This window comes from Escherichia sp. KTE31 (assembly GCF_000407925.1).
In the GTDB taxonomy this organism is placed as follows: domain Bacteria; phylum Pseudomonadota; class Gammaproteobacteria; order Enterobacterales; family Enterobacteriaceae; genus Escherichia; species Escherichia ruysiae.
On record NZ_KE136722.1, the window covers coordinates 1,284,054 to 1,305,365 of the forward strand.

Genomic DNA, 21,312 nt, shown 5'->3' on the forward strand with positions numbered 1-21,312 from the left:
CTTCTCTGAAAACACGCTTAATGTTGTGTTCGGTGAGGGGAATTTACAAAGTTCAGCTTCGGATAATTCTTGCTAACTGATAAAGTGAGCGCCGTGGAGATTTAATCTTATTGGACTCATTTCAGGTCATATCGCATGTCATCACTGAATATTAAGCAGGGAAGCGATTCTCATTTTCCCGATTATCATCTGGCGTCGCCCAGTAATAATGAAATTGATTTACTTAAACTTATCGAAGTTTTGTGGTACGCAAAAACGCGTGTAATAGCGGTGGCTTTAGCCTTTGCCTGTATCGGGTTACTGGTGTCTTTCATTTTGCCGCAAAAATGGACCAGCTCGGCAGTTATCACGCCCGCAGAGGCTGTCCAGTGGCAAGATCTGGAGAAGGTCTTCACCAAACTCCGCGTGCTGGATCTGGATGCCAATATCGATCGCAATGGTGTGTTTAACCTGTTTATCAAGAAATTTCAGTCTGTGAGTTTATTGGAAGACTATCTGCGTTCGTCCCCTTATGTCATGGATCAATTAAAAGAGGCGAAGATTGATGAACAGGAGCTGCATCGCGCTATTGTCACATTGAGCGAAAAAATGAAAGCGGTTGATGACAACGCCAGTAAGAAAAAAGATGAGCCTGCGTTGTATACTTCCTGGACATTAAGTTTCACCGCACCCACCAGTGAAGAAGCGCAGACAGTATTGGCTGGTTATATCGATTATATCTCAACGTTGGTGGTGAAAGAGTCGATAGAAAACATACGTAATAAACTGGAAATCAGAACCCAGTTTGAAAAAGAAAAACTGGCTCAGGATCGCATTAAAACGAAAAACCAGCTTGATGCAAATATTCAGCGGCTCAATTATTCACTGGATATTGCCAATGCGGCAGGAATTAAAAAGCCTGTTTACAGTAATGGTCAGGCTGTTAAAGATGACCCTGATTTTTCTATTTCTCTCGGTGCTGACGGTATTGAACGCAAACTTGAAATTGAAAAAGCGGTTACTGACGTTGCGGAACTAAATGGTGAATTACGTAATCGTCAATATCTTGTCGAGCAATTAACAAAAGCAAATGTCAACGATGTGAATTTTACGCCGTTTAAATATCAGTTGCGTCCATCCTTGCCGGTGAAAAAAGACGGTCCGGGCAAAGCGATTATTGTGATCCTTTCCGCGCTGATCGGCGGTATGGTTGCTTGTGGTAGTGTGCTCTTGCATCATGCAATGGCATCCAGAAAACAGGATGCCATGATGGAAGATCGGTTAGTTTAAATCACGGCGGTTGACGGTGCCGTTCGTCCGAGCGGCACCACTAATGGCGTTCCGGCTACCGGATCATCAATAATCATGCAGCGCAAACCGTAAATACGCTCGATCAGTTCAGCCGTGACGATCTCTTTCGGCGCTCCCTGAGCGACAATTTTTCCTTCCCGCAGCGCAATCAAATGGCTGGCGTAACGGCAGGCCTGATTAAGATCGTGCAGCACCGCCGCCAGCGTATAGCCTTTCTCGCGGTTCAGTTCGCTCAATAATTCCAGTAGATCAATTTGATGACTGATATCCAGCCAGGTGGTCGGCTCGTCAAGCAGCATAATCGCCGTTTCCTGTGCCAGCACCATGGCAATCCACGCTCGCTGCCGTTGCCCACCGGAAAGGGTGTCAACGCTTTGATTCGCCAGATGGGTAATGCCCGTGGCCTGCATCGCTTTCGTTACCGCTTCTTCATCTTCTTTGCGCCAGCGGGTAAACAGCGGTTGATGCGGGTAACGTCCACGCGCCACCAGCTCCTGCACGGTGATATCGCCCGGCGTGGTAGCATTTTGCGCCAACAGACCAATCCGGCGTGCAACCTCTTTACTGGCGTAATGTTGAATGTGCTTGCCATCCAGCCAGACATGCCCGTGAGCAGGCGTCATCAGGCGGCTTAAAGTACGCAGTAAAGTGGATTTACCGCAGCCATTTGGCCCGATAATTGCCGTGAAGTGACCATCAGGTATTTCTACAGTCAGATTTTCCGCAACGGTATATTTGCCATATCCGAGGGTTAACTGTTCGCCGCGCAAACGGGCTACTGATTCGGTCATTTTTTGCGAGACTCCTGAATTAACAAGACGATAAGGTAAATACCGCCGAGGCTGACGGTAACGACGCCAACCGGAAGTTGATACGGCATAAACAGTTGTTGGGCGCAGAGATCGGCTGCCAGCAGTAACAGCGCACCACACAGCGCAGCCTGGGTTAGTCCCCAGCGGGCAGTGCCGCTGATGCGCCGGGCAATGTGTGGTGCAACCAGCGCAATAAAGGAAATCGGCCCCGCCAGGGCAGTTGCCGCAGCGGTAAGTACTACGGCGACCAGCATCATTAACAGACGCGAGCGTTCGACGCTGACGCCCAGCGAGCAGGCGGTATCATCGCCCATCTCCAGCAAGCGCATCCGGCGTACCAACAAGGCGGCGGCAATTAACATCAATATAATGATTGGCGCGGAAGGCAAGGTTTTTGTCCATGTCAGGCCGTTGAGCGATCCGGCATTCCACAAACCTGCTGTTAGCGCCGTTTCTAAAGACGCTTTCAGCAACAGCCAGGTATTAAAGGCCACCAGCATGGCGCGAACACCGATACCGATAATAATCAACCGAAAGGTGTCGATGCCGTTACGCCAGGCGAGCAGCCAGACCAACAGCGAAGTGACAATGCCGCCCATCATTGCTGCCAGCGCGATAGCCGTCAGGTCCTGACCAAACAGCACCATCGCCACCAGCACGCCGCTCCACGCCCCGGTGTTAAAGCCCATTACGTCAGGGCTGCCGAGCGGGTTACGCATCAGCGACTGAAAAATCGCGCCGCTGACGCCCAGCGCCGCGCCAATCAACAGCGCCATCAGCACGCGTGGTAAACGCCATTCGGTGACCACCATCGTCATACTGCGCGGCGCATCGCCCATCAGCGCGGCGAATACCTGCGAGGTTTCCAGCGTGACGGCACCGCTGCGTAATCCCCAGATACCTGCAACCACACAGGCGGAAATCAGCAGCAAACAGGTGATGAGTAATCGGCGAGAGACGTAAATCATGCACCACCTCGCGTTTTACGTCGCACGAGGAAGATTAGCACCGGTGCACCAATAAACGCACTGACCACAGAAACGCGCAACTCGCCGGGAATCACCCGCCCGATGATATCGGCAAACAGCAGCAGGGCAGGGGTGGCGAGTAGCGTGACGGGCAGCGACCAGCGATGATCGGCACCCACCAGCCAACGCGCCATATGCGGCATCATCAGGCCGATAAAGGCAATCGGGCCAACTACCGCTGTCGCACTACCACAAAGCACGGTAATCGCCAGCAGACCAATTATCTGTGTGCGCGCCACGCGACTGCCCAGCGCCGTCGCGGTGTCGCTGCCGAGGCTTAAACTGTTCAGTGCGCGGCTCAGTAATAGCGCGGTTGCTCCGGCGATCAGCACCGGGATCAGCACCACTTTTAAGGTATGTAGATTGCGAATATCCAGCGAACCGGCTTGCCAGAAACGCAGTTGATCATAGACGTCAGGATTAAGCAGGGCGATACCGCTGGTCAGCCCTTCCAGCACCGCCGCCAGCGCCACGCCCGCCAGGGTTAAACGCACCGGACTTAACTGCCCGCCGCCCTGGCTACCGGTAAAGGCAACAATCAATGAGGCCACCAGCGCCCCGGCGAAGGCCATCGCCAGTTGTTCCTGCGCGGATGAGTAACCAAACAGCGCCGCGCCCAGCACAATGGCAAAGCTGGCTCCGGCGTTTACGCCAAGCAAACCAGGGTCGGCAAGCGGATTTCGGGTGAGGGTTTGCATTAACGCTCCGGCAAGACCAAGCGCACCGCCTGCCAGCAATCCGGCAAGGGTGCGCGGCAGTCGGGCGTCGAGCACGATGGTGCAGTCGGCGCTTTGGCAGGTGCCGGAGAGGGCCTCCAGCACGACGGAGGCGGGGAGTGATTTTGCCCCAATGAGCAGGCTTAATGCCGTCGCGATAATCAGTAATAACAGCAATCCGGGCACGGCAATGGCGCGTGTCACGGCAACAGAACCAGACATACGAACTTCCATGATAATGAAATTAATTATCGTTATCGATCTTATTTGGATATGTTAGCATGTGCAGCCTAAGAATAGGTATTTAAAATATTTGATGGCAAGGCATTGTAATGAATAAACAATCCTGGCTGCTTAACCTCAGCCTGTTGAAAACGCACCCGGCGTTTCGCGCAGTATTCCTCGCTCGTTTTATCTCTATTGTTTCTCTGGGTTTGCTCGGCGTCGCGGTGCCGGTGCAGATCCAGATGATGACGCATTCTACCTGGCAGGTGGGGCTTTCGGTGACGCTCACCGGCAGCGCGATGTTTGTTGGCCTGATGGTTGGCGGCGTGCTGGCAGATCGCTATGAGCGCAAAAAAGTGATTCTGCTGGCGCGCGGCACTTGTGGCATTGGTTTTATTGGCCTGTGTTTGAATGCGCTGTTGCCAGAGCCATCTCTATTGGCAATCTATTTACTTGGTTTATGGGATGGTTTTTTCGCATCGCTTAGCGTTACGGCGCTACTGGCGGCGACACCTGCACTGGTAGGGCGTGAAAACTTAATGCAGGCCGGGGCGATCACCATGTTGACCGTGCGCCTGGGATCGGTGATTTCGCCTATGATTGGCGGTTTACTGCTGGCGACTGGCGGCGTAGCCTGGAACTACGGGCTGGCGGCGGCGGGAACGTTTATTACCCTGCTGCCGTTGTTAAGCCTTCCGGCGCTGCCACCGCCGCCGCAGCCGCGTGAGCATCCGCTGAAATCGCTTCTGGCAGCGTTTCGTTTTCTGCTCGCCAGCCCGCTGGTGGGGGGAATTGCGCTGCTGGGTGGTTTATTGACGATGGCGAGTGCGGTGCGGGTACTGTATCCGGCGCTGGCTGACAACTGGCGGATGTCGGCAGCACAGATTGGTTTTCTCTATGCGGCGATCCCGCTCGGTGCGGCTATTGGCGCGTTAACCAGCGGAAAGCTGGCGCATAGCCCGCGACCAGGGTTATTGATGTTGCTTTCCACGCTGGGATCGTTCCTCGCCATTGGTCTGTTTGGCCTGATGCCGATGTGGATTTTAGGCGTGGTTTGTCTGGCGCTGTTCGGCTGGTTGAGCGCGGTCAGTTCGTTGCTGCAATATACAATGCTGCAAACGCAAACCCCGGAAGCGATGTTAGGGCGGATTAACGGTCTGTGGACGGCGCAAAACGTGACGGGCGATGCTATAGGCGCGGCGCTGCTGGGCGGTCTGGGGGCGATGATGACACCGGTTGCTTCCGCAAGCGCGAGCGGTTTTGGTTTGTTGATTATCGGCGTGTTGTTATTGCTGGTGTTGGTGGAGTTGCGACGTTTTCGCCAGACGCCGCCACAAGCGGCAGCGTCTGAGAATTAGTTAAAGGTGCATTTTCCCCTCACCCTAATCCTCAGCCCGGAGAGGCGAGGGGACTGTTTGTGCTCTAATTGTATGTTTTATCAATCTTTTTTAAACAGTGAATTAAGCCTATCCAGCACTTGCATGGCGCTGTAGTAATCCAGACGGAACGTCTCGGTTCCCAGCGCATAAACCTGCTTGTTTTGTACTGCAGGCAGGTGCGCGAGCAGCGGATTGGCATAAATAGCATCGGCGTCTTTCTGATCACCGGCGAACAGGAATAGTGACTCGCCATTTAACCCTGTCGCCAGATTTTCCCCACCAAGCTGAATGATGTCATGGCGTTTGCCCTGGCTTTGGCTGGCGTTTAACCCTGCGGGCAACTTCGCCAGCGTAAAGCCGAGTTGTTCCAGCATCTGCCCTTGTGCTGATTCCGGCGTCCAGAGATTAGCACTGTGCGCGGCAGCAGTATAAACAATGGCAGTGACTGGCTGCGGCGGTAATTTGATTTGCTCTTTCGCCGCCGTCAGTTGCTTATCAAACTGTGCAATCCGCTCTGCCGCTTGTTTCTCATGTCCGGTAATTTCGCCAAGCTGCGTTAACAGCGACTGCCAGCTTTTGTCGTCGTAATTGATGATTAACGTCGGGGCGATGGTGGAAAGCTGATCGTACAGCGCCAGCGCCGAATCGCCGCCGGTGGCGCTAATTAAAATCAGATCTGGCATTTGCGCGGCAACGGCTTCGGCACTCGGTTCGCCGATATAGAGCCGCTGCAGTTTGCGTTCTTTCGCCACCTTGCTCCACTGGCGTAAAAAGCCCAGGTCATCCGCTACGCGGTTATTCGGCGTGGTCGCGCCACTGGCGATCACTGGAGCATCGATCGCCAGCAGTGAGCCGGTCAGGGTGACGCTGGTGGAAACAATACGCTGCGGTTGGCTTTCCAGGGTATGAGTGCCACGACTGTCAGTAATCTGACGCGGCCAGTCGGCAGCCTGAACGGCGGCTATTCCTGAAAGCAAAAGTCCTGTTAATAGAAGGGCGTTGCGGTAGAGCGGGGCGAGTCTCACGAATCAGCTTCCTGTTATTAATGAAGTTAATGCTTCTCATTTTCATTGTAACGACAAGCAGATGCAACCCCGAGTTGTAGATTGCGTTGCCTCAAGAGTTGACATAGTGCGCGTTTGCTTTTAGGTTAGCGACCGAAAATATAAATGATAATCATTATTAAAGCCTTTATCATTTTGTGGAGGATGATATGGATACGTCACTGGCTGAGGAAGTACAGCAGACCATGGCAACACTTGCGCCCAATCGCTTTTTCTTTATGTCGCCGTACCGCAGTTTTACGACGTCAGGATGTTTCGCCCGCTTCGATGAACCGGCTGTGAACGGGGATTCGCCCGACAGTCCCTTCCAGCAAAAACTCGCCGCGCTGTTTGCCGATGCCAAAGCGCAGGGTATCAAAAATCCGGTGATGGTCGGGGCGATTCCCTTCGATCCACGTCAGCCTTCGTCGCTGTATATTCCCGAATCCTGGCAGCCATTCTCCCGCAAAGAAAAACAAGCTTCCGCGCGCCGTTTCACCCGCAGCCAGGCGCTGAACGTGGTGGAACGTCAGGCAATTCCAGAACAAGCCACGTTTGAACAGATGGTCGCCCGCGCCGCCGCACTTACTGCCACGCCGCAGGTCGACAAAGTGGTGTTATCACGGTTGATTGATATCACCACCGACGCCGCCATTGACAGCGGTGTACTGCTGGAGCGGTTGATTGCGCAAAACCCGGTTAGTTACAACTTCCATGTCCCGCTGTCCGATGGTGGAGTTCTACTCGGTGCCAGCCCGGAACTGCTGCTACGTAAAGACGGTGAGCGTTTTAGCTCCATTCCGTTAGCTGGTTCCGCGCGCCGTCAGCCGGATGAAGTGCTGGACAGGGAAGCGGGAAATCGTCTGCTGGCGTCGGAAAAAGATCGCCATGAACATGAACTGGTGACCCAGGCGATGAAAGAGGTGCTACGCGAACGCAGTAGTGAGTTACACGTTCCTTCCTCTCCACAACTGATCACCACGCCGACGCTGTGGCATCTCGCAACTCCCTTTGAAGGTAAAGCGAATTCGCAAGAAAACGCACTGACTCTGGCCTGTCTGCTGCATCCGACCCCCGCGCTGAGCGGTTTCCCGCATCAGGCCGCGACCCAGGTTATTGCTGAACTGGAGCCGTTCGACCGCGAACTGTTTGGCGGCATTGTCGGCTGGTGCGACAGCGAAGGTAACGGCGAGTGGGTGGTGACCATCCGCTGCGCAAAATTGCGGAAAAATCAGGTGCGCCTGTTTGCCGGAGCGGGGATTGTGCCTGCGTCATCACCACTTAGCGAATGGCGCGAAACCGGTGTCAAACTTTCTACCATGTTGAACGTTTTTGGATTGCATTAAGGAGCGAGGATGAGCATCCCATTCACCCGCTGGCCGGAAGAGTTTGCCCGTCGCTATCGGGAAAAAGGCTACTGGCAGGATTTGCCGCTGACCGACATTTTGACCCGCCACGCCGCGAGTGACAGCATCGCGGTTATCGACGGCGAGCGGCAGTTGAGTTATCGGGAACTGAATCAGGCGACGGATAATCTCGCCTGTAGCCTGCGCCGTCAGGGAATTAAATCGGGCGAAACCGCGCTGGTACAGTTGGGTAACGTCGCTGAACTGTACATTACCTTTTTTGCGCTGCTGAAACTGGGCGTTGCGCCGGTGCTGGCGTTGTTCAGCCATCAGCGTAGTGAACTGAACGCCTATGCCAGCCAGATTGAACCCGCATTGCTGATTGCCGATCGCCAACATGCGCTGTTTAGCGGGGATGATTTCCTCAATACTTTCGTCACAGACCATTCCTCCATTCGCGTGGTGCAACTGCACAACGACAGCGGTGAGCATAACTTGCAGGATGCGATTAACCATCCGGCAGACGGTTTTACTGCTACGCCGTCACCTGCTGATGAAGTGGCCTATTTCCAGCTTTCCGGCGGCACCACCGGTACACCGAAGCTGATCCCGCGCACTCATAACGACTACTACTACAGCGTGCGTCGTAGCGTCGAGATTTGTCAGTTCACACAACAGACACGCTACCTGTGCGCGATCCCGGCGGCTCATAACTACGCTATGAGTTCGCCAGGATCGCTGGGCGTCTTTCTTGCCGGAGGAACGGTTGTTCTGGCGGCCGATCCCAGCGCCACGCTTTGCTTCCCGTTGATTGCAAAACATCAGGTTAACGTTACCGCGCTGGTGCCGCCGGCAGTCAGCCTGTGGTTGCAGGCGCTGACCGAAGGCGAAAGCCGGGCGCAGCTTGCCTCGCTGAAACTGTTACAGGTCGGTGGCGCGCGTCTTTCTGCCACGCTTGCAGCGCGTATTCCCGCAGAGATTGGCTGCCAGTTGCAGCAGGTGTTCGGCATGGCGGAAGGGCTGGTGAACTACACCCGTCTTGATGATAGCGCGGAGAAAATTATCCATACCCAGGGCTACCCAATGTGTCCGGACGATGAAGTGTGGGTTGCTGATGCTGAAGGAAATCCACTGCCGCAAGGGGAAGTTGGACGCCTGATGACGCGCGGGCCGTACACCTTCCGTGGCTATTACAAAAGCCCGCAGCATAATGCCAGCGCCTTTGATGCCAACGGTTTTTACTGTTCCGGCGATCTGATCTCCATTGATCCAGACGGTTACATCACCGTGCAGGGGCGCGAGAAAGATCAGATCAACCGTGGCGGCGAGAAGATCGCTGCCGAAGAGATCGAAAACCTGCTGCTGCGCCATCCGGCGGTGATCTACGCCGCACTGGTGAGCATGGAAGATGAGCTGATGGGCGAAAAAAGCTGCGCTTATCTGGTGGTGAAAGAGCCGCTGCGTGCAGTGCAGGTGCGTCGTTTCCTGCGTGAGCAGGGTATTGCCGAATTTAAATTACCGGATCGCGTGGAGTGTGTGGATTCACTTCCGCTGACGGCGGTCGGGAAAGTCGATAAAAAACAATTACGTCAGTGGCTGGCGTCACGCGCTTCAGCCTGAAGGAGAGAACACGATGGCTATTCCAAAATTACAGGCTTATGCACTGCCGGAGTCTCACGATATTCCGCAAAATAAAGTCGACTGGGCATTTGAACCGCAACGCGCCGCGCTGTTAATCCATGATATGCAGGATTATTTCGTCAGCTTCTGGGGCGAGAACTGCCCGATGATGGAACAGGTGATCGCGAATATTGCGGCGCTGCGTGACTACTGCAAACAGCACAATATTCCGGTTTATTACACCGCGCAGCCGAAAGAGCAGAGTGATGAAGATCGGGCGCTGCTGAATGATATGTGGGGGCCGGGCCTGACCCGTTCGCCGGAACAGCAAAAGGTGGTGGATCGCCTGACGCCGGATGCCGACGATACGGTGCTGGTGAAGTGGCGCTACAGCGCGTTTCATCGTTCTCCGCTGGAGCAAATGTTGAAAGAGAGCGGACGTAACCAACTGATTATCACCGGGGTGTACGCGCATATTGGCTGCATGACCACCGCGACCGACGCGTTTATGCGTGATATCAAGCCATTTATGGTGGCGGATGCGCTGGCCGATTTCAGCCGTGACGAGCATTTGATGTCGCTGAAATATGTGGCCGGACGTTCTGGCCGGGTGGTGATGACTGAAGAGTTACTGCCAGCACCTGTCCCCGCCAGCAAAGCGGTGCTGCGTGAGGTGATCCTGCCGCTGCTGGATGAATCCGATGAGCCGTTCGATGACGACAACCTGATCGACTACGGTCTGGATTCAGTGCGCATGATGGCGCTGGCGGCGCGCTGGCGCAAAGTGCATGGCGATATCGATTTTGTCATGCTGGCGAAAAACCCAACCATTGATGCCTGGTGGAAACTGCTCTCCCGCGAGGTGAAATAATGGATTTCAGCGGCAAAAATGTCTGGGTTACCGGAGCGGGTAAAGGTATCGGCTACGCCACGGCGCTGGCGTTTGTTGACGCGGGTGCGAAAGTTACAGGTTTTGATCAAGCGTTCACTCAGGAGCAATATCCCTTTGCGACCGAAGTGATGGATGTAGCCGACGCCGGGCAGGTGGCGCAGGTATGTCAGCGATTGTTAGCTGAAACGGAGCGACTGGACGTGCTGGTCAATGCGGCGGGAATTTTACGCATGGGCGCGACCGATCAGCTCAGCAAAGAAGACTGGCAGCAGACCTTTGCGGTCAACGTCGGCGGCGCGTTTAACCTGTTTCAGCAAACCATGAACCAGTTTCGCCGTCAGCGGGGCGGGGCGATTGTCACTGTGGCGTCCGACGCCGCGCACACGCCGCGCATTGGTATGAGTGCTTACGGTGCGTCGAAAGCGGCGCTGAAAAGCCTGGCGTTGAGTGTTGGGCTGGAACTGGCGGGTAGCGGCGTGCGCTGTAATGTGGTTTCGCCTGGATCCACAGACACCGATATGCAACGCACGCTGTGGGTGAGCGATGACGCCGAAGAGCAGCGTATTCGCGGCTTTGGCGAGCAGTTTAAACTCGGCATTCCGCTGGGGAAAATTGCCCGTCCGCAGGAGATCGCCAACACGATTTTGTTCCTCGCCTCTGACCTCGCCAGCCATATCACGCTACAGGATATCGTGGTGGATGGCGGCTCAACGCTGGGAGCATAAGCATGATCTGGAAACGCCATTTAACGCTCGACGAACTCAACGCCACCAGCGACAACACAATGGTGGCGCATCTGGGAATTGTTTATACCCGCCTGGGCGATGATGTGCTGGAAGCCGAAATGCCGGTTGATACCCGTACTCATCAGCCGTTTGGCCTGCTGCATGGCGGTGCGTCGGCGGCGCTGGCGGAAACGCTGGGATCGATGGCCGGATTTATGATGACTCGCGACGGTCAGTGCGTGGTAGGCACGGAACTGAACGCCACGCATCATCGCCCGGTGTCTGAGGGAAAGGTGCGCGGTGTTTGCCAGCCGCTACATCTTGGACGGCAAAATCAGAGCTGGGAAATCGTCGTTTTCGATGAACAGGGGCGGCGTTGCTGCACTTGTCGGCTGGGTACGGCGGTTTTGGGATGAACCCGACAGAATTAAATGAGATTGCAGGAAAACTCGGTTAACGGAGTGATCGAGTTAACATTGTTAAGTTAATTATTGGTTTTAACTCTTATTTGTTTGGTTATCGCGTTGTTAAATTCCGCAAAGATGTTATAGAAACAAAATGTAACATCTCTATGGACACGCACACGGATAACAATTATGAACAAATCAGGGAAATACCTCGTCTGGACAGTGCTCTCTGTAATGGGAGCATTTGCTCTGGGATACATTGCTTTAAATCGTGGGGAACAGATCAACGCACTGTGGATTGTGGTGGCGTCGGTCTGTATCTATTTGATCGCTTATCGTTTTTATGGTCTGTATATCGCCAAAAATGTGCTGGCGGTTGACCCGACGCGTATGACGCCAGCGGTGCGCCATAACGACGGGCTGGACTATGTGCCGACGGACAAGAAAGTGCTGTTCGGTCACCATTTTGCGGCCATTGCCGGCGCAGGCCCGCTGGTGGGGCCGGTGCTGGCAGCGCAAATGGGCTACCTGCCGGGGATGATCTGGCTGCTTGCCGGGGTGGTTCTCGCCGGTGCGGTACAGGATTTCATGGTGCTGTTTGTTTCCACGCGCCGTGACGGTCGCTCGCTGGGTGAGCTGGTCAAAGAAGAGATGGGGCCAACCGCCGGGGTGATTGCGCTGGTAGCCTGCTTTATGATCATGGTCATCATCCTTGCAGTGCTGGCGATGATTGTGGTGAAAGCCCTGACTCATAGCCCGTGGGGAACGTATACCGTTGCGTTTACTATTCCGCTGGCGCTGTTCATGGGGATCTACCTGCGCTACCTGCGTCCTGGTCGCATTGGGGAAGTGTCGGTGATTGGCCTGGTGTTCCTGATTTTCGCCATTATCTCTGGCGGCTGGGTGGCAGAAAGCCCGACCTGGGCACCGTACTTTGACTTTACCGGCGTGCAGCTGACCTGGATGCTGGTGGGTTACGGTTTTGTGGCGGCGGTGCTGCCCGTATGGCTGCTGCTGGCTCCGCGTGACTACCTTTCTACCTTCCTGAAAATCGGGACTATCGTCGGTCTGGCGGTAGGCATTTTGATCATGCGCCCGACGCTGACCATGCCTGCGCTGACCAAATTTGTCGATGGCACTGGCCCGGTATGGACCGGTAACCTGTTTCCGTTCCTGTTTATCACCATCGCCTGTGGTGCGGTGTCTGGCTTCCATGCGCTGATCTCTTCCGGCACCACGCCGAAGATGCTGGCAAACGAAGGGCAGGCGTGTTTTATCGGCTACGGTGGGATGTTAATGGAATCCTTCGTGGCGATTATGGCGCTGGTTTCTGCCTGTATCATCGATCCGGGCGTGTATTTTGCCATGAACAGCCCGATGGCGGTGCTGGCTCCGGCGGGTACGACGGATGTGGTGGCTTCTGCCGCGCAGGTGGTGAGTAGTTGGGGCTTTGCGATAACCCCGGATACGTTAAACCAGATTGCCAGCGAAGTCGGTGAACAGTCGATCATTTCCCGTGCGGGCGGTGCGCCGACGCTGGCGGTGGGGATGGCCTACATTCTGCACGGCGCGCTGGGCGGCATGATGGATGTGGCGTTCTGGTATCACTTCGCCATTTTGTTTGAAGCACTGTTTATTTTGACGGCGGTAGATGCGGGTACGCGTGCTGCGCGCTTTATGTTGCAGGATTTGCTGGGTGTGGTTTCTCCGGGTCTGAAACGGACGGATTCTCTGCCTGCGAACCTGCTGGCAACGGCGCTGTGTGTGCTGGCGTGGGGCTACTTCCTGCATCAGGGCGTGGTCGATCCGCTGGGCGGTATTAATACCCTGTGGCCGCTGTTTGGCATTGCCAACCAGATGCTGGCAGGGATGGCGCTGATGCTCTGTGCCGTGGTGTTGTTCAAAATGAAACGCCAACGTTACGCCTGGGTGGCGCTGGTGCCAACGGCCTGGCTGCTGATTTGTACCCTGACCGCAGGCTGGCAGAAAGCGTTTAGCCCGGATGCGAAAGTCGGCTTCCTGGCCATTGCTAACAAGTTCCAGGCCATGATCGACAGCGGCAACATTCCGTCGCAGTATACCGAGTCACAACTGGCGCAACTGGTGTTCAACAACCGTCTGGATGCCGGGTTGACCATCTTCTTTATGGTGGTTGTGGTGGTTCTGGCGCTGTTCTCGATTAAAACGGCGCTGGCGGCATTGAAAGAGCCGAAGCCAACGGCGAAAGAAACGCCGTATGAGCCGATGCCAGAAAATGTCGAGGAGATCGTGGCGCAGGCAAAAGGTGCGCACTAAAGTCAGAGTGAGGGGGAATGTTGGTATAGTGCCGATGGTTTCCCCTCACCCTAACCCTCTCCCCGGTGGGGCGAGGGGACTGACCGAGCGCGTTGATAGCTATTAATGCACTCTCTCAGCAACCTGTTTACCGGAGGTATTGATGTTTGATTCACTGGCAAAAGCCGGAAAATATTTAGGTCAGGCGGCGAAGCTGATGATTGGTATGCCTGATTACGACAACTATGTCGAACATATGCGGGTTAACCATCCCGATCAAACGCCGATGACCTACGAAGAGTTTTTCCGCGAGCGGCAGGACGCGCGCTACGGTGGAAAAGGCGGCGCGCGCTGCTGCTAAATTTGTACGTCAGGCTTTAAACGATTCCACTTTTTCGAACGCTGCACGCAACGTATCTGGTGTCAGCGTGACTGGCAGGTAATGAATGGACTCCACCGGACGTAAGGTGTGGGCAATCACTTTGTCGATCTCCGCCTGATTATTGATATCCACTTCCAGCTCCGCCAGCGTAGTCGGCAGATGAAAACGCTGATACGCCCCTGTTAATTGCGCCAGCACATCATCCTGACCCAGCAAGGCGCTTTGCACCAGAATTCCGTAGGCGACTTTGGTGCCGTGGAGAAACTTCTCGGTTTGCGGCAACACAGTCAGACCGTTATGCACGGCATGAGCCGCCGCCACACGCGTAAAACGATCGCCCAGACCACCGACCATTCCACCTCCGGCGATAATCGCATCCACCACATCGCAAAATGATTGCGTTAACTGCTGATTTTGCTGATCGGCAAGCGCCTGTTCGCTACTGTTTAATAAAACATCGCGGATGGCCTGCGCGTTATTGATTCCCAGACGCACGGTTAGCGGCAAAGTTTCTGGCTGCGGAGCCAGCACCACCGCTTCATACCATTTCGCCAGCGTGTCGCCGATCCCCGCCAGCAGATATTCTTGCGGCGCATTGAGGATAATCTCCGGTTCCACCAAAACCATAAAATTGGCGTCGTCGAAAATTTCATAATGAAGCGCCTGTCCGGCATCGTTATACCAGACAGAGAGCGGTGTCCAGGCGGCGCAAGTAGCGGCGATCGTTGGAACGGCAACAAACGGCAGACCGAGACGGCGGGCGAGGGCTTTCGCGGTGTCGAGCAGTGCGCCGCCACCGACGCCAATTACTACGCTGCGATCGTCACCGGACTCAGCCGCCAGTTGTTGCACATCGCTTTCGCTGCAATGACCGCGAAACAAAATATGCTTTTCTCCTGGCAGTTCAAACGCTAGTGGAAGTTTGGTTTGCGCCGCAGCAATGGCACGTTCACCATAAATCCACACAGCGCGAGAAAGCTGTTCAGTCGTGAAAAAATCATGCAGATGATTGAGACTTCCGGGATGTGAAAAGTAGTTAGCCGGGCCGACGACGACGCGGATAGGATTGTGAGGCATGTTGTGTTGTCCTTATTGTTTTATTTAGACATCTAAACGTCTTGATTGCCAAATACTAGCATCGTGTTATAGTGCCTTCAACACGCAACTTCGTCAGGCACAATAAAAATGACAAATAACCCTCTGATTCCACAAAGCAAACTTCCACAACTTGGCACTACCATTTTCACCCAGATGAGCGCGCTGGCGCAGCAACACCAGGCGATTAACCTGTCGCAAGGCTTTCCTGATTTTGATGGTCCGCACTATCTACAGGAGCGACTGGCGTATCACGTTGCCCAGGGCGCAAATCAATACGCGCCAATGACCGGCGTACAGGCACTGCGCGAGGCGATAGCTGAGAAAACAGAACGGCTGTATGGCTATCAACCAGATGCCGATAGCGATATCACCGTAACAGCAGGGGCGACGGAGGCGTTATACGCGGCGATTACCGCGCTGGTACGTAGTGGCGATGAAGTTATCTGTTTCGACCCCAGTTATGACAGTTATGCGCCAGCCATTACGCTATCAGGTGGGATCGTGAAACGCATTGCGCTACAGCCGCCGCATTTTCGCGTTGACTGGCAAGAATTTGCTGCGCTATTGGGCGAGCGCACCCGGCTGGTGATCCTCAACACGCCGCATAATCCCAGCGCCACCGTCTGGCAGCAGGCTGATTTTGCCGCTTTGTGGCAGGCAATTGCCGATCGTGAGATTTTTGTCATTAGTGATGAAGTTTACGAGCACATCAACTTTTCACAGCCGGGTCATGCCAGCGTGCTGACGCATCCGCAATTGCGTGAGCGGGCGGTGGCGGTGTCATCGTTTGGCAAGACCTATCACATGACCGGCTGGAAAGTGGGGTATTGCGTTGCGCCAGCGCCCATCAGCGCCGAGATACGTAAGGTGCATCAGTATCTGACCTTTTCGGTCAACACCCCCGCACAACTGGCGCTTGCCGATATGCTGCGGGAAAATCCTGAACATTATCTTGCATTACCGGACTTTTATCGCCAGAAGCGCGATATTCTGGTGAACGCGTTAAGCGAGAGCCGGCTGGAGATTTTACCGTGTGAAGGCACATACTTTTTGCTGGTGGATTACAGCGCCGTGTCTACGCTGGATGATGTTGAGTTTTGCCAGTGGCTGACGCGGGAGCATGGCGTGGCGGCGATTCCGCTGTCGGTGTTTTGCGCCGATCCCTTCCCGCATAAACTGATTCGTCTCTGTTTTGCCAAGAAGGAATCGACGCTGCTGGCGGCGGCTGAACGCCTGCGCCAGCTTTAGTTATTTGACAGTCCAGGCGCGGGAATATTGACGGTCGGCAAACAGTTCTTGCAGGCCGTTAATTTGCTTCAGACGCAACACTTCGTCGCTGTCCATTCCCAACTCTTTGCCGATTTTATTGTCGTCCCAACCTAACTGGCTGAGTTCACGAACAATTTCTGACATTGCCGTGACCTGGTGGCGACCGCGCGCCCGGTTGTGGCGAATAGTTGCAGCGATACGTTCGTTACGTGTTCCTTCCAGGCAGGTGACCGGTAAATACCCTTTTAATCGCAATTTTAACGTGTTAGAGCCTTTGCCAATTTCATGACGGTGAAAACCATCAACAATTTCAAGTGTGCTGGCTCGTGTGTTGGTCACCACAATTGGCTGGGTAAAACCATCGACCTCAATTGATTTTTGCAGTAATCGTTTCTCTGGCGGCGCGACGTTATTCGGATTGTAATCATTGGGAGTGAGTTGGGTGTTCTTAACCCACAAAACACAATCTACCGGTTCGTCGCGAAAGGGACTTACTTGATGGATCGCCGTTCTGATCTCATTGATCGCCTTAATGCGATCTTCTTCCGCCAGACTGGCGAGAAATTGAGTTAAATCCTGCGTTAATCGCTGTTGCATAGTATTCCCCATTCCTGACGTTTTCCTTTAATCCGTTCGTTATAACGTTGATAATTTTTGGCTTTTGTGGGGCTGAATGATAATGCCCGACACCAATAATCATTGTTGAGCAATACTTTGCAGATACGTCGCCAGGAAGGGACATCTTTTGAGCCAATATCTCCATGCTGTGTCTGAGGGATCTCGATGCCTTTTTTTTGATACCAGTGCAAATAAACAGCAATCTTATTGCGATAATGTTCAGCCGTTTTTTCCGGCATACTATTAAGCAGTAATAAGGCATATTCTTGCCAGTCTAAATGGTCGGGCTTAAGGATCTTCCTATGACCATAAAATTGATTGTCATGACCAGCGTAAATTCCACCGCTTTTTACGCCACTGACCCTGGCGCACATTGCGGCCCATCGGTCAGGTTCAAGAACATGATATAGCCATAAACCTTGCCGTTGCTCTGGACCAAAAGGTTCGCAGATTCGCATATGACGCAGAGGGACGCCAGCCTGGTACATCAGGTTATACAAAGGGTTAGATAGAGTCTGGTGTTTAGCATACCAGGTCCAGATATCGGCCACCTTCCAGTCGTAAATGGGATAAATATACCAACAATGACCACCTGGTGCGGCGGTGGTCCACGGTTTATCGTCAGCAAAACGTTGTTTATTTAAGCTGGCAATGGCGACGAAACGATTATAAGACTCGTCGGCACGGATACCGACTAACATTGCGGCTGGACGATGTTGTGAAAACCATTCGGCAAATTCACGCACAAAATGTTCAAAGGTCATGCCTGATTGATAAAACGAGAAAAATGCCGGATCGGTTATCGCATCTTCTGGCGGCTGACGAACCCATTCAATATCAGGCTGCCAGCACTGCCATTCGGGTTGATATTGGGATAATGAATTTTGCGTTGTTAGCGGTAGTGCTACCCAATAAAACTCTTCGATAACATCGGCATACTGCTCACGTAGCGATTGAACATAGTCAATCGTACAAGAAAACTGAGCTTCCCAGTCGATAAACAGGACGTGTATTTTTTTTCCCATTTTTCTGGCCAGATCTGCGGTCAAATGGAGCATTAAGCCAGAATCTTTACCACCAGAAAAAGAGACGCATACGCGAGGCAGAGTATTAAGTGTCCAGGTGATACGGTCTTGTGCTGCTTCCAGGATATTGAGAGGTAGCGGGATTTTATAAATGGACATCTGAAGACGCTCTCTTAACGTGACCGTGAGAAAAGTGCGATAGTTTCCTGATTATAATATTAATAAATTAAAATGAGGTATCTTATTTTATATTCACATGCTGAATTTTTATGGCGAATATTATCCATGCCGGCAGATGTTTAACATAAGTTGTCATTCAAACGATCAATAAAACGAGAGAAACTCAGGTTGTTTAATGATGATTTATTATAGGAAATATAAAGTGTATTAGACGGTAGATTCTGTTCTATCTTTATTTGTTTTAATTGAAGGTTTTTTTGATAGCTACGATATAATTCGAAGGGCACAATGCCCAGTAAATCGGTAACCGCAATAGTATTGACAATAGTAAACAGTGAAGAGCTACGGAATGCTATTTTTCGGTTTGTAAGAATCGCTTCTATTTCCATCTGAAAATCTTCAAGGCCAGGTGCTTTCGATGTCAGAGAAGTGAACTCTTCATCAAGAATTTCTTCGCGGCTACTGTGTTCCGTTATTCTCGGATGGGATGCGCTACAGATAAGCGTGTTTCGTATCGACTGAAAAGGCATACAGCTTACCGAGCGACTGATGACCGGCATTAATGTGATGACCAGATCTGCTTTGCGATAAGTCAATAAATCTTCGGCGCTTTCTGCTGACATCATGATGTCATGATGTTCAATTTCTACGGCTGTATCTTGTCGCAGACATCCGATCAAGAGGCTACTGTTGGTTGAAGAGATGAGTTGCGGGCCATAAATAATAAATTTTTTCTTCAGTTCTGCTTTATTGACAATGTTGATTGTTTGCTCAAGGTTCTTGAGATTTTTCTCAAGGTGATGATGCAAATTTAACCCTGTCGTTGTTGGTGCAATACCTTTCCCGGAGCGAATAAATAAGGGGTCATTAAATTGTGCACGTAGACGTTGTAAAGACTGACTCACCGCAGAAGGGGTTATATATAACGATTCTGCGGCCTTGCTAATGCTAAGATGTTGGTATATGCATTCAAAAATGACAAGCAAGTTCAAATCGAATTTTTTTAAGTCGTAAAGATTAGCCATGATGCGCTCCATTCATATGCTTGTTCTCATAATATTCATCAAGTCAATGATATGGCTTTATGTATTTATATATATTATGTTGTTTTACTTAATTTACGATTAAGTTTTTCTAAAATACCATAGTTGATATGAGCGGGGTGAACAATACTTGCGATTTTATGGATAACTGAAAAGGAGTGAACTATTTCAGCTATCCATACAATGAATGTTATTTATTTCCCATAATAATATTTAAGGTCTTTTGATCCGGTAATCCGACAGCCTGCTGCAATGTGTTCTCTGGACTCATGTAATAAATCGCAGGTGTGACATTTGCACCCAGTTCGTCCATCAACGCCTCATTGGCACTTAGAATCTTCATCTGTTCCGGGCCCACGCTCCCGGAGAGGTTCAGCTTTAACTTGCCGCTTGATGCTTCATACTCTTGCCACGTTTTTGCCGGATCCTTAGACGCAAGGATTGCCGCCGCAGTGGCTGGGCTTTCGGGTTTTATCACGCCAACCAGTAGGGTACGGATTTGTACTTTACCGGCATCAACCCATGGGCGCGCTTGTTGCCAGAATTGTTTGCAATACGGGCAGAAAGGATCGGCAAAAACATAAACCACGACTGGTGCATCTTTTTTACCGTCAAGTAACCAGCTTGATTGTTCCATGCGTTGCCACATTTCGCGTCCGGCAGGTGCGTAAATCTCTTTTTCAATAAGGGCGTTACTGAGGTTCTCTCCCTTTTCGTTGTACATATAGCCAGATATGGCATGTTTGCCGTCGGGCGTAAGGTAGATAGTGACTCCCATGTCCTGATATTTCCCCAGATAACCTTTCATGCCGCCAGGTGCATCGAACGATTTGATAATCGTAATCCCCTGTTTTTCAATCGCTTTAACGGGTGCAGGAAGCTCTTCGGCGTAAGCAAATCCAGGGAGTAGGGTAAACAAAATTATCTTTTTTAACATTGCTTTGTCCTTTTCGTTCAGTGCAAATACACAATAAAAGGCTTAACCTATCACTGTCATAGTTAAGACCTTATGTCAGATGATTGCCCTTTGTTTATGAGGGTGTTGTAATCCCTCTCGTCGTTGCGATCATCATTGCAACACCGCAGCCTGTTGAACAGGCGCTGAAGATACCAAAGGGTAGTTCAGGTTATGCGGTCACCTGGAAAGGGGACCCTTTTTACTTTTTATCGCCGCTGGCGGTGCAAAGTTCACAAAGTTGTCTTACGAAGGTTGTAAGGTAAAACTTATCGATTTGATAATGGAAACGCATTAGCCGAATCGGCAAAAATTGGTTACCTTACATCACATCGAAAACACGGAGGAAGTATAGATGTCCTTGATTAACACCAAAATTAAACCTTTTAAAAACCAGGCATTCAAAAACGGCGAATTCGTTGAAATCACCGAAAAAGATACCGAAGGCCGCTGGAGCGTCTTCTTCTTCTACCCGGCTGACTTTACTTTCGTATGCCCGACCGAACTGGGTGACGTTGCTGACCACTACGAAGAACTGCAGAAACTGGGCGTAGACGTATACGCAGTATCTACCGATACTCACTTCACCCACAAAGCATGGCACAGCAGCTCTGAAACCATCGCTAAAATCAAATATGCGATGATCGGCGACCCGACTGGCGCCCTGACCCGTAACTTCGACAACATGCGTGAAGATGAAGGTCTGGCTGACCGTGCTACCTTCGTTGTTGACCCGCAGGGTATCATCCAGGCTATCGAAGTTACCGCTGAAGGCATTGGCCGTGACGCGTCTGACCTGCTGCGTAAAATCAAAGCAGCACAGTACGTGGCTTCTCACCCAGGTGAAGTTTGCCCGGCTAAATGGAAAGAAGGTGAAGCAACTCTGGCTCCGTCCCTGGACCTGGTTGGTAAAATCTAAGTTCCGCAATCGCGTAATTAATCGGGTGCTGCGGCACCCGATTTTCTTCCCCGCACCATGATGCAA

20 protein-coding genes are annotated in these 21,312 nt (G+C 52.3%); 11 read left to right on the forward strand and 9 right to left on the reverse strand.

What is annotated here, in order from left to right; translation table 11 throughout:
* Positions 1-135: 135 nt before the first annotated feature.
* On the forward strand, positions 136-1,269 hold the full coding sequence (wzz(fepE), locus tag WES_RS14990) for an LPS O-antigen length regulator Wzz(fepE) (protein WP_016159123.1): 1,134 nt from the start codon (positions 136-138) through the stop codon (positions 1,267-1,269).
* Here the strand turns inward: wzz(fepE) and fepC are convergent.
* From fepC to fepD, 3 genes are read right to left on the reverse strand one after another with little or no spacing between them, the layout of a single operon-like run.
* Positions 1,266-2,081: an iron-enterobactin ABC transporter ATP-binding protein gene (fepC, locus tag WES_RS14985; protein WP_016159122.1), complete on the reverse strand. Its 816-nt coding sequence runs from the start codon at positions 2,079-2,081 to the stop codon at positions 1,266-1,268. The genes wzz(fepE) and fepC overlap by 4 nt on opposite strands.
* Positions 2,078-3,070 carry an iron-enterobactin ABC transporter permease gene (gene fepG, locus WES_RS14980; protein ID WP_016159121.1) on the reverse strand — a complete coding sequence of 331 codons (993 nt, stop codon included), beginning with the start codon at positions 3,068-3,070 and terminating at the stop codon, positions 2,078-2,080. Before fepG ends, fepC begins: the two co-directional genes overlap by 4 nt.
* Entirely contained in the window at positions 3,067-4,068 is a 1,002-nt protein-coding gene (gene fepD / locus WES_RS14975) for a Fe(3+)-siderophore ABC transporter permease (protein ID WP_016159120.1), read from the reverse strand. Before fepD ends, fepG begins: the two co-directional genes overlap by 4 nt.
* Positions 4,069-4,178: 110 nt before the next feature.
* Between fepD and entS the strand changes: the two genes are divergently transcribed.
* Entirely contained in the window at positions 4,179-5,429 is a 1,251-nt protein-coding gene (gene entS, locus WES_RS14970) for an enterobactin transporter EntS (RefSeq protein ID WP_016159119.1), read from the forward strand.
* Positions 5,430-5,509: 80 nt separating this feature from the next.
* Here entS and fepB read toward each other — a convergent pair whose 3' ends face one another.
* Positions 5,510-6,475, reverse strand: a complete 966-nt coding sequence (fepB, locus tag WES_RS14965; RefSeq protein WP_016159118.1) for a Fe2+-enterobactin ABC transporter substrate-binding protein — start codon at positions 6,473-6,475, stop codon at positions 5,510-5,512.
* Between the two features lie 188 nt (positions 6,476-6,663).
* Here fepB and entC point away from each other — a divergent pair, with 188 nt between their 5' ends.
* The 7 genes from entC to WES_RS14930 all read left to right on the forward strand — a co-directional run bounded on the left by entC (position 6,664) and on the right by WES_RS14930 (position 14,118).
* A complete protein-coding gene (gene entC / locus WES_RS14960) occupies positions 6,664-7,839 on the forward strand; it encodes an isochorismate synthase EntC (RefSeq protein WP_016159117.1) in 1,176 nt (391 codons plus the stop codon).
* A gap of 9 nt (positions 7,840-7,848) precedes the next feature.
* A complete protein-coding gene (entE, locus tag WES_RS14955) occupies positions 7,849-9,459 on the forward strand; it encodes a (2,3-dihydroxybenzoyl)adenylate synthase EntE (protein ID WP_016159116.1) in 1,611 nt (536 codons plus the stop codon).
* A gap of 13 nt (positions 9,460-9,472) precedes the next feature.
* Positions 9,473-10,330: an enterobactin biosynthesis bifunctional isochorismatase/aryl carrier protein EntB gene (entB, locus tag WES_RS14950; protein ID WP_016159115.1), complete on the forward strand. Its 858-nt coding sequence runs from the start codon at positions 9,473-9,475 to the stop codon at positions 10,328-10,330.
* On the forward strand, positions 10,330-11,076 hold the full coding sequence (entA, locus tag WES_RS14945) for a 2,3-dihydro-2,3-dihydroxybenzoate dehydrogenase EntA (protein WP_000347626.1): 747 nt from the start codon (positions 10,330-10,332) through the stop codon (positions 11,074-11,076). The genes entB and entA overlap by 1 nt, the downstream gene beginning before the upstream one ends.
* A gap of 2 nt (positions 11,077-11,078) precedes the next feature.
* Positions 11,079-11,492 (forward strand): proofreading thioesterase EntH, encoded by a 414-nt coding sequence (gene entH / locus WES_RS14940; RefSeq protein WP_000637953.1) that lies wholly within the window; start codon positions 11,079-11,081, stop codon positions 11,490-11,492.
* Positions 11,493-11,672: 180 nt separating this feature from the next.
* The gene (cstA, locus tag WES_RS14935) at positions 11,673-13,778 is read left to right on the forward strand and encodes a pyruvate/proton symporter CstA (protein WP_001043161.1); all 2,106 of its coding nucleotides are present in this window, start codon (positions 11,673-11,675) and stop codon (positions 13,776-13,778) included.
* A 142-nt stretch (positions 13,779-13,920) separates the two neighbouring features.
* Positions 13,921-14,118, forward strand: coding sequence for a YbdD/YjiX family protein (locus tag WES_RS14930; RefSeq protein WP_000460431.1), 198 nt, complete (start codon positions 13,921-13,923; stop codon positions 14,116-14,118).
* Between the two features lie 9 nt (positions 14,119-14,127).
* On the opposite strand, the gene hcxA is transcribed toward WES_RS14930, so the two are convergent.
* Positions 14,128-15,216, reverse strand: a complete 1,089-nt coding sequence (gene hcxA / locus WES_RS14925; RefSeq protein ID WP_016159112.1) for a hydroxycarboxylate dehydrogenase HcxA — start codon at positions 15,214-15,216, stop codon at positions 14,128-14,130.
* A gap of 108 nt (positions 15,217-15,324) precedes the next feature.
* Here hcxA and ybdL point away from each other — a divergent pair, with 108 nt between their 5' ends.
* The gene (gene ybdL, locus WES_RS14920; RefSeq protein WP_000183904.1) at positions 15,325-16,485 is read left to right on the forward strand and encodes a methionine-oxo-acid transaminase; all 1,161 of its coding nucleotides are present in this window, start codon (positions 15,325-15,327) and stop codon (positions 16,483-16,485) included.
* On the opposite strand, the gene WES_RS14915 is transcribed toward ybdL, so the two are convergent.
* From WES_RS14915 to dsbG, 4 genes are all read right to left on the reverse strand, one after another.
* Entirely contained in the window at positions 16,486-17,115 is a 630-nt protein-coding gene (locus WES_RS14915) for an IbrB-like domain-containing protein (RefSeq protein WP_000528560.1), read from the reverse strand.
* On the reverse strand, positions 17,088-18,308 hold the full coding sequence (locus tag WES_RS14910) for a phosphoadenosine phosphosulfate reductase (protein WP_000029785.1): 1,221 nt from the start codon (positions 18,306-18,308) through the stop codon (positions 17,088-17,090). The genes WES_RS14915 and WES_RS14910 overlap by 28 nt, the downstream gene beginning before the upstream one ends.
* A 140-nt stretch (positions 18,309-18,448) precedes the next feature.
* The gene (gene citR / locus WES_RS14905; protein ID WP_000002458.1) at positions 18,449-19,354 is read right to left on the reverse strand and encodes a DNA-binding transcriptional repressor CitR; all 906 of its coding nucleotides are present in this window, start codon (positions 19,352-19,354) and stop codon (positions 18,449-18,451) included.
* A gap of 208 nt (positions 19,355-19,562) precedes the next feature.
* Positions 19,563-20,309, reverse strand: a complete 747-nt coding sequence (dsbG, locus tag WES_RS14900) for a thiol:disulfide interchange protein DsbG (RefSeq protein WP_016159111.1) — start codon at positions 20,307-20,309, stop codon at positions 19,563-19,565.
* Between the two features lie 373 nt (positions 20,310-20,682).
* Between dsbG and ahpC the strand changes: the two genes are divergently transcribed.
* Positions 20,683-21,246 (forward strand): alkyl hydroperoxide reductase subunit C, encoded by a 564-nt coding sequence (ahpC, locus tag WES_RS14895; RefSeq protein ID WP_000052804.1) that lies wholly within the window; start codon positions 20,683-20,685, stop codon positions 21,244-21,246.
* The last annotated feature ends 66 nt before the right edge of the window (positions 21,247-21,312 follow it).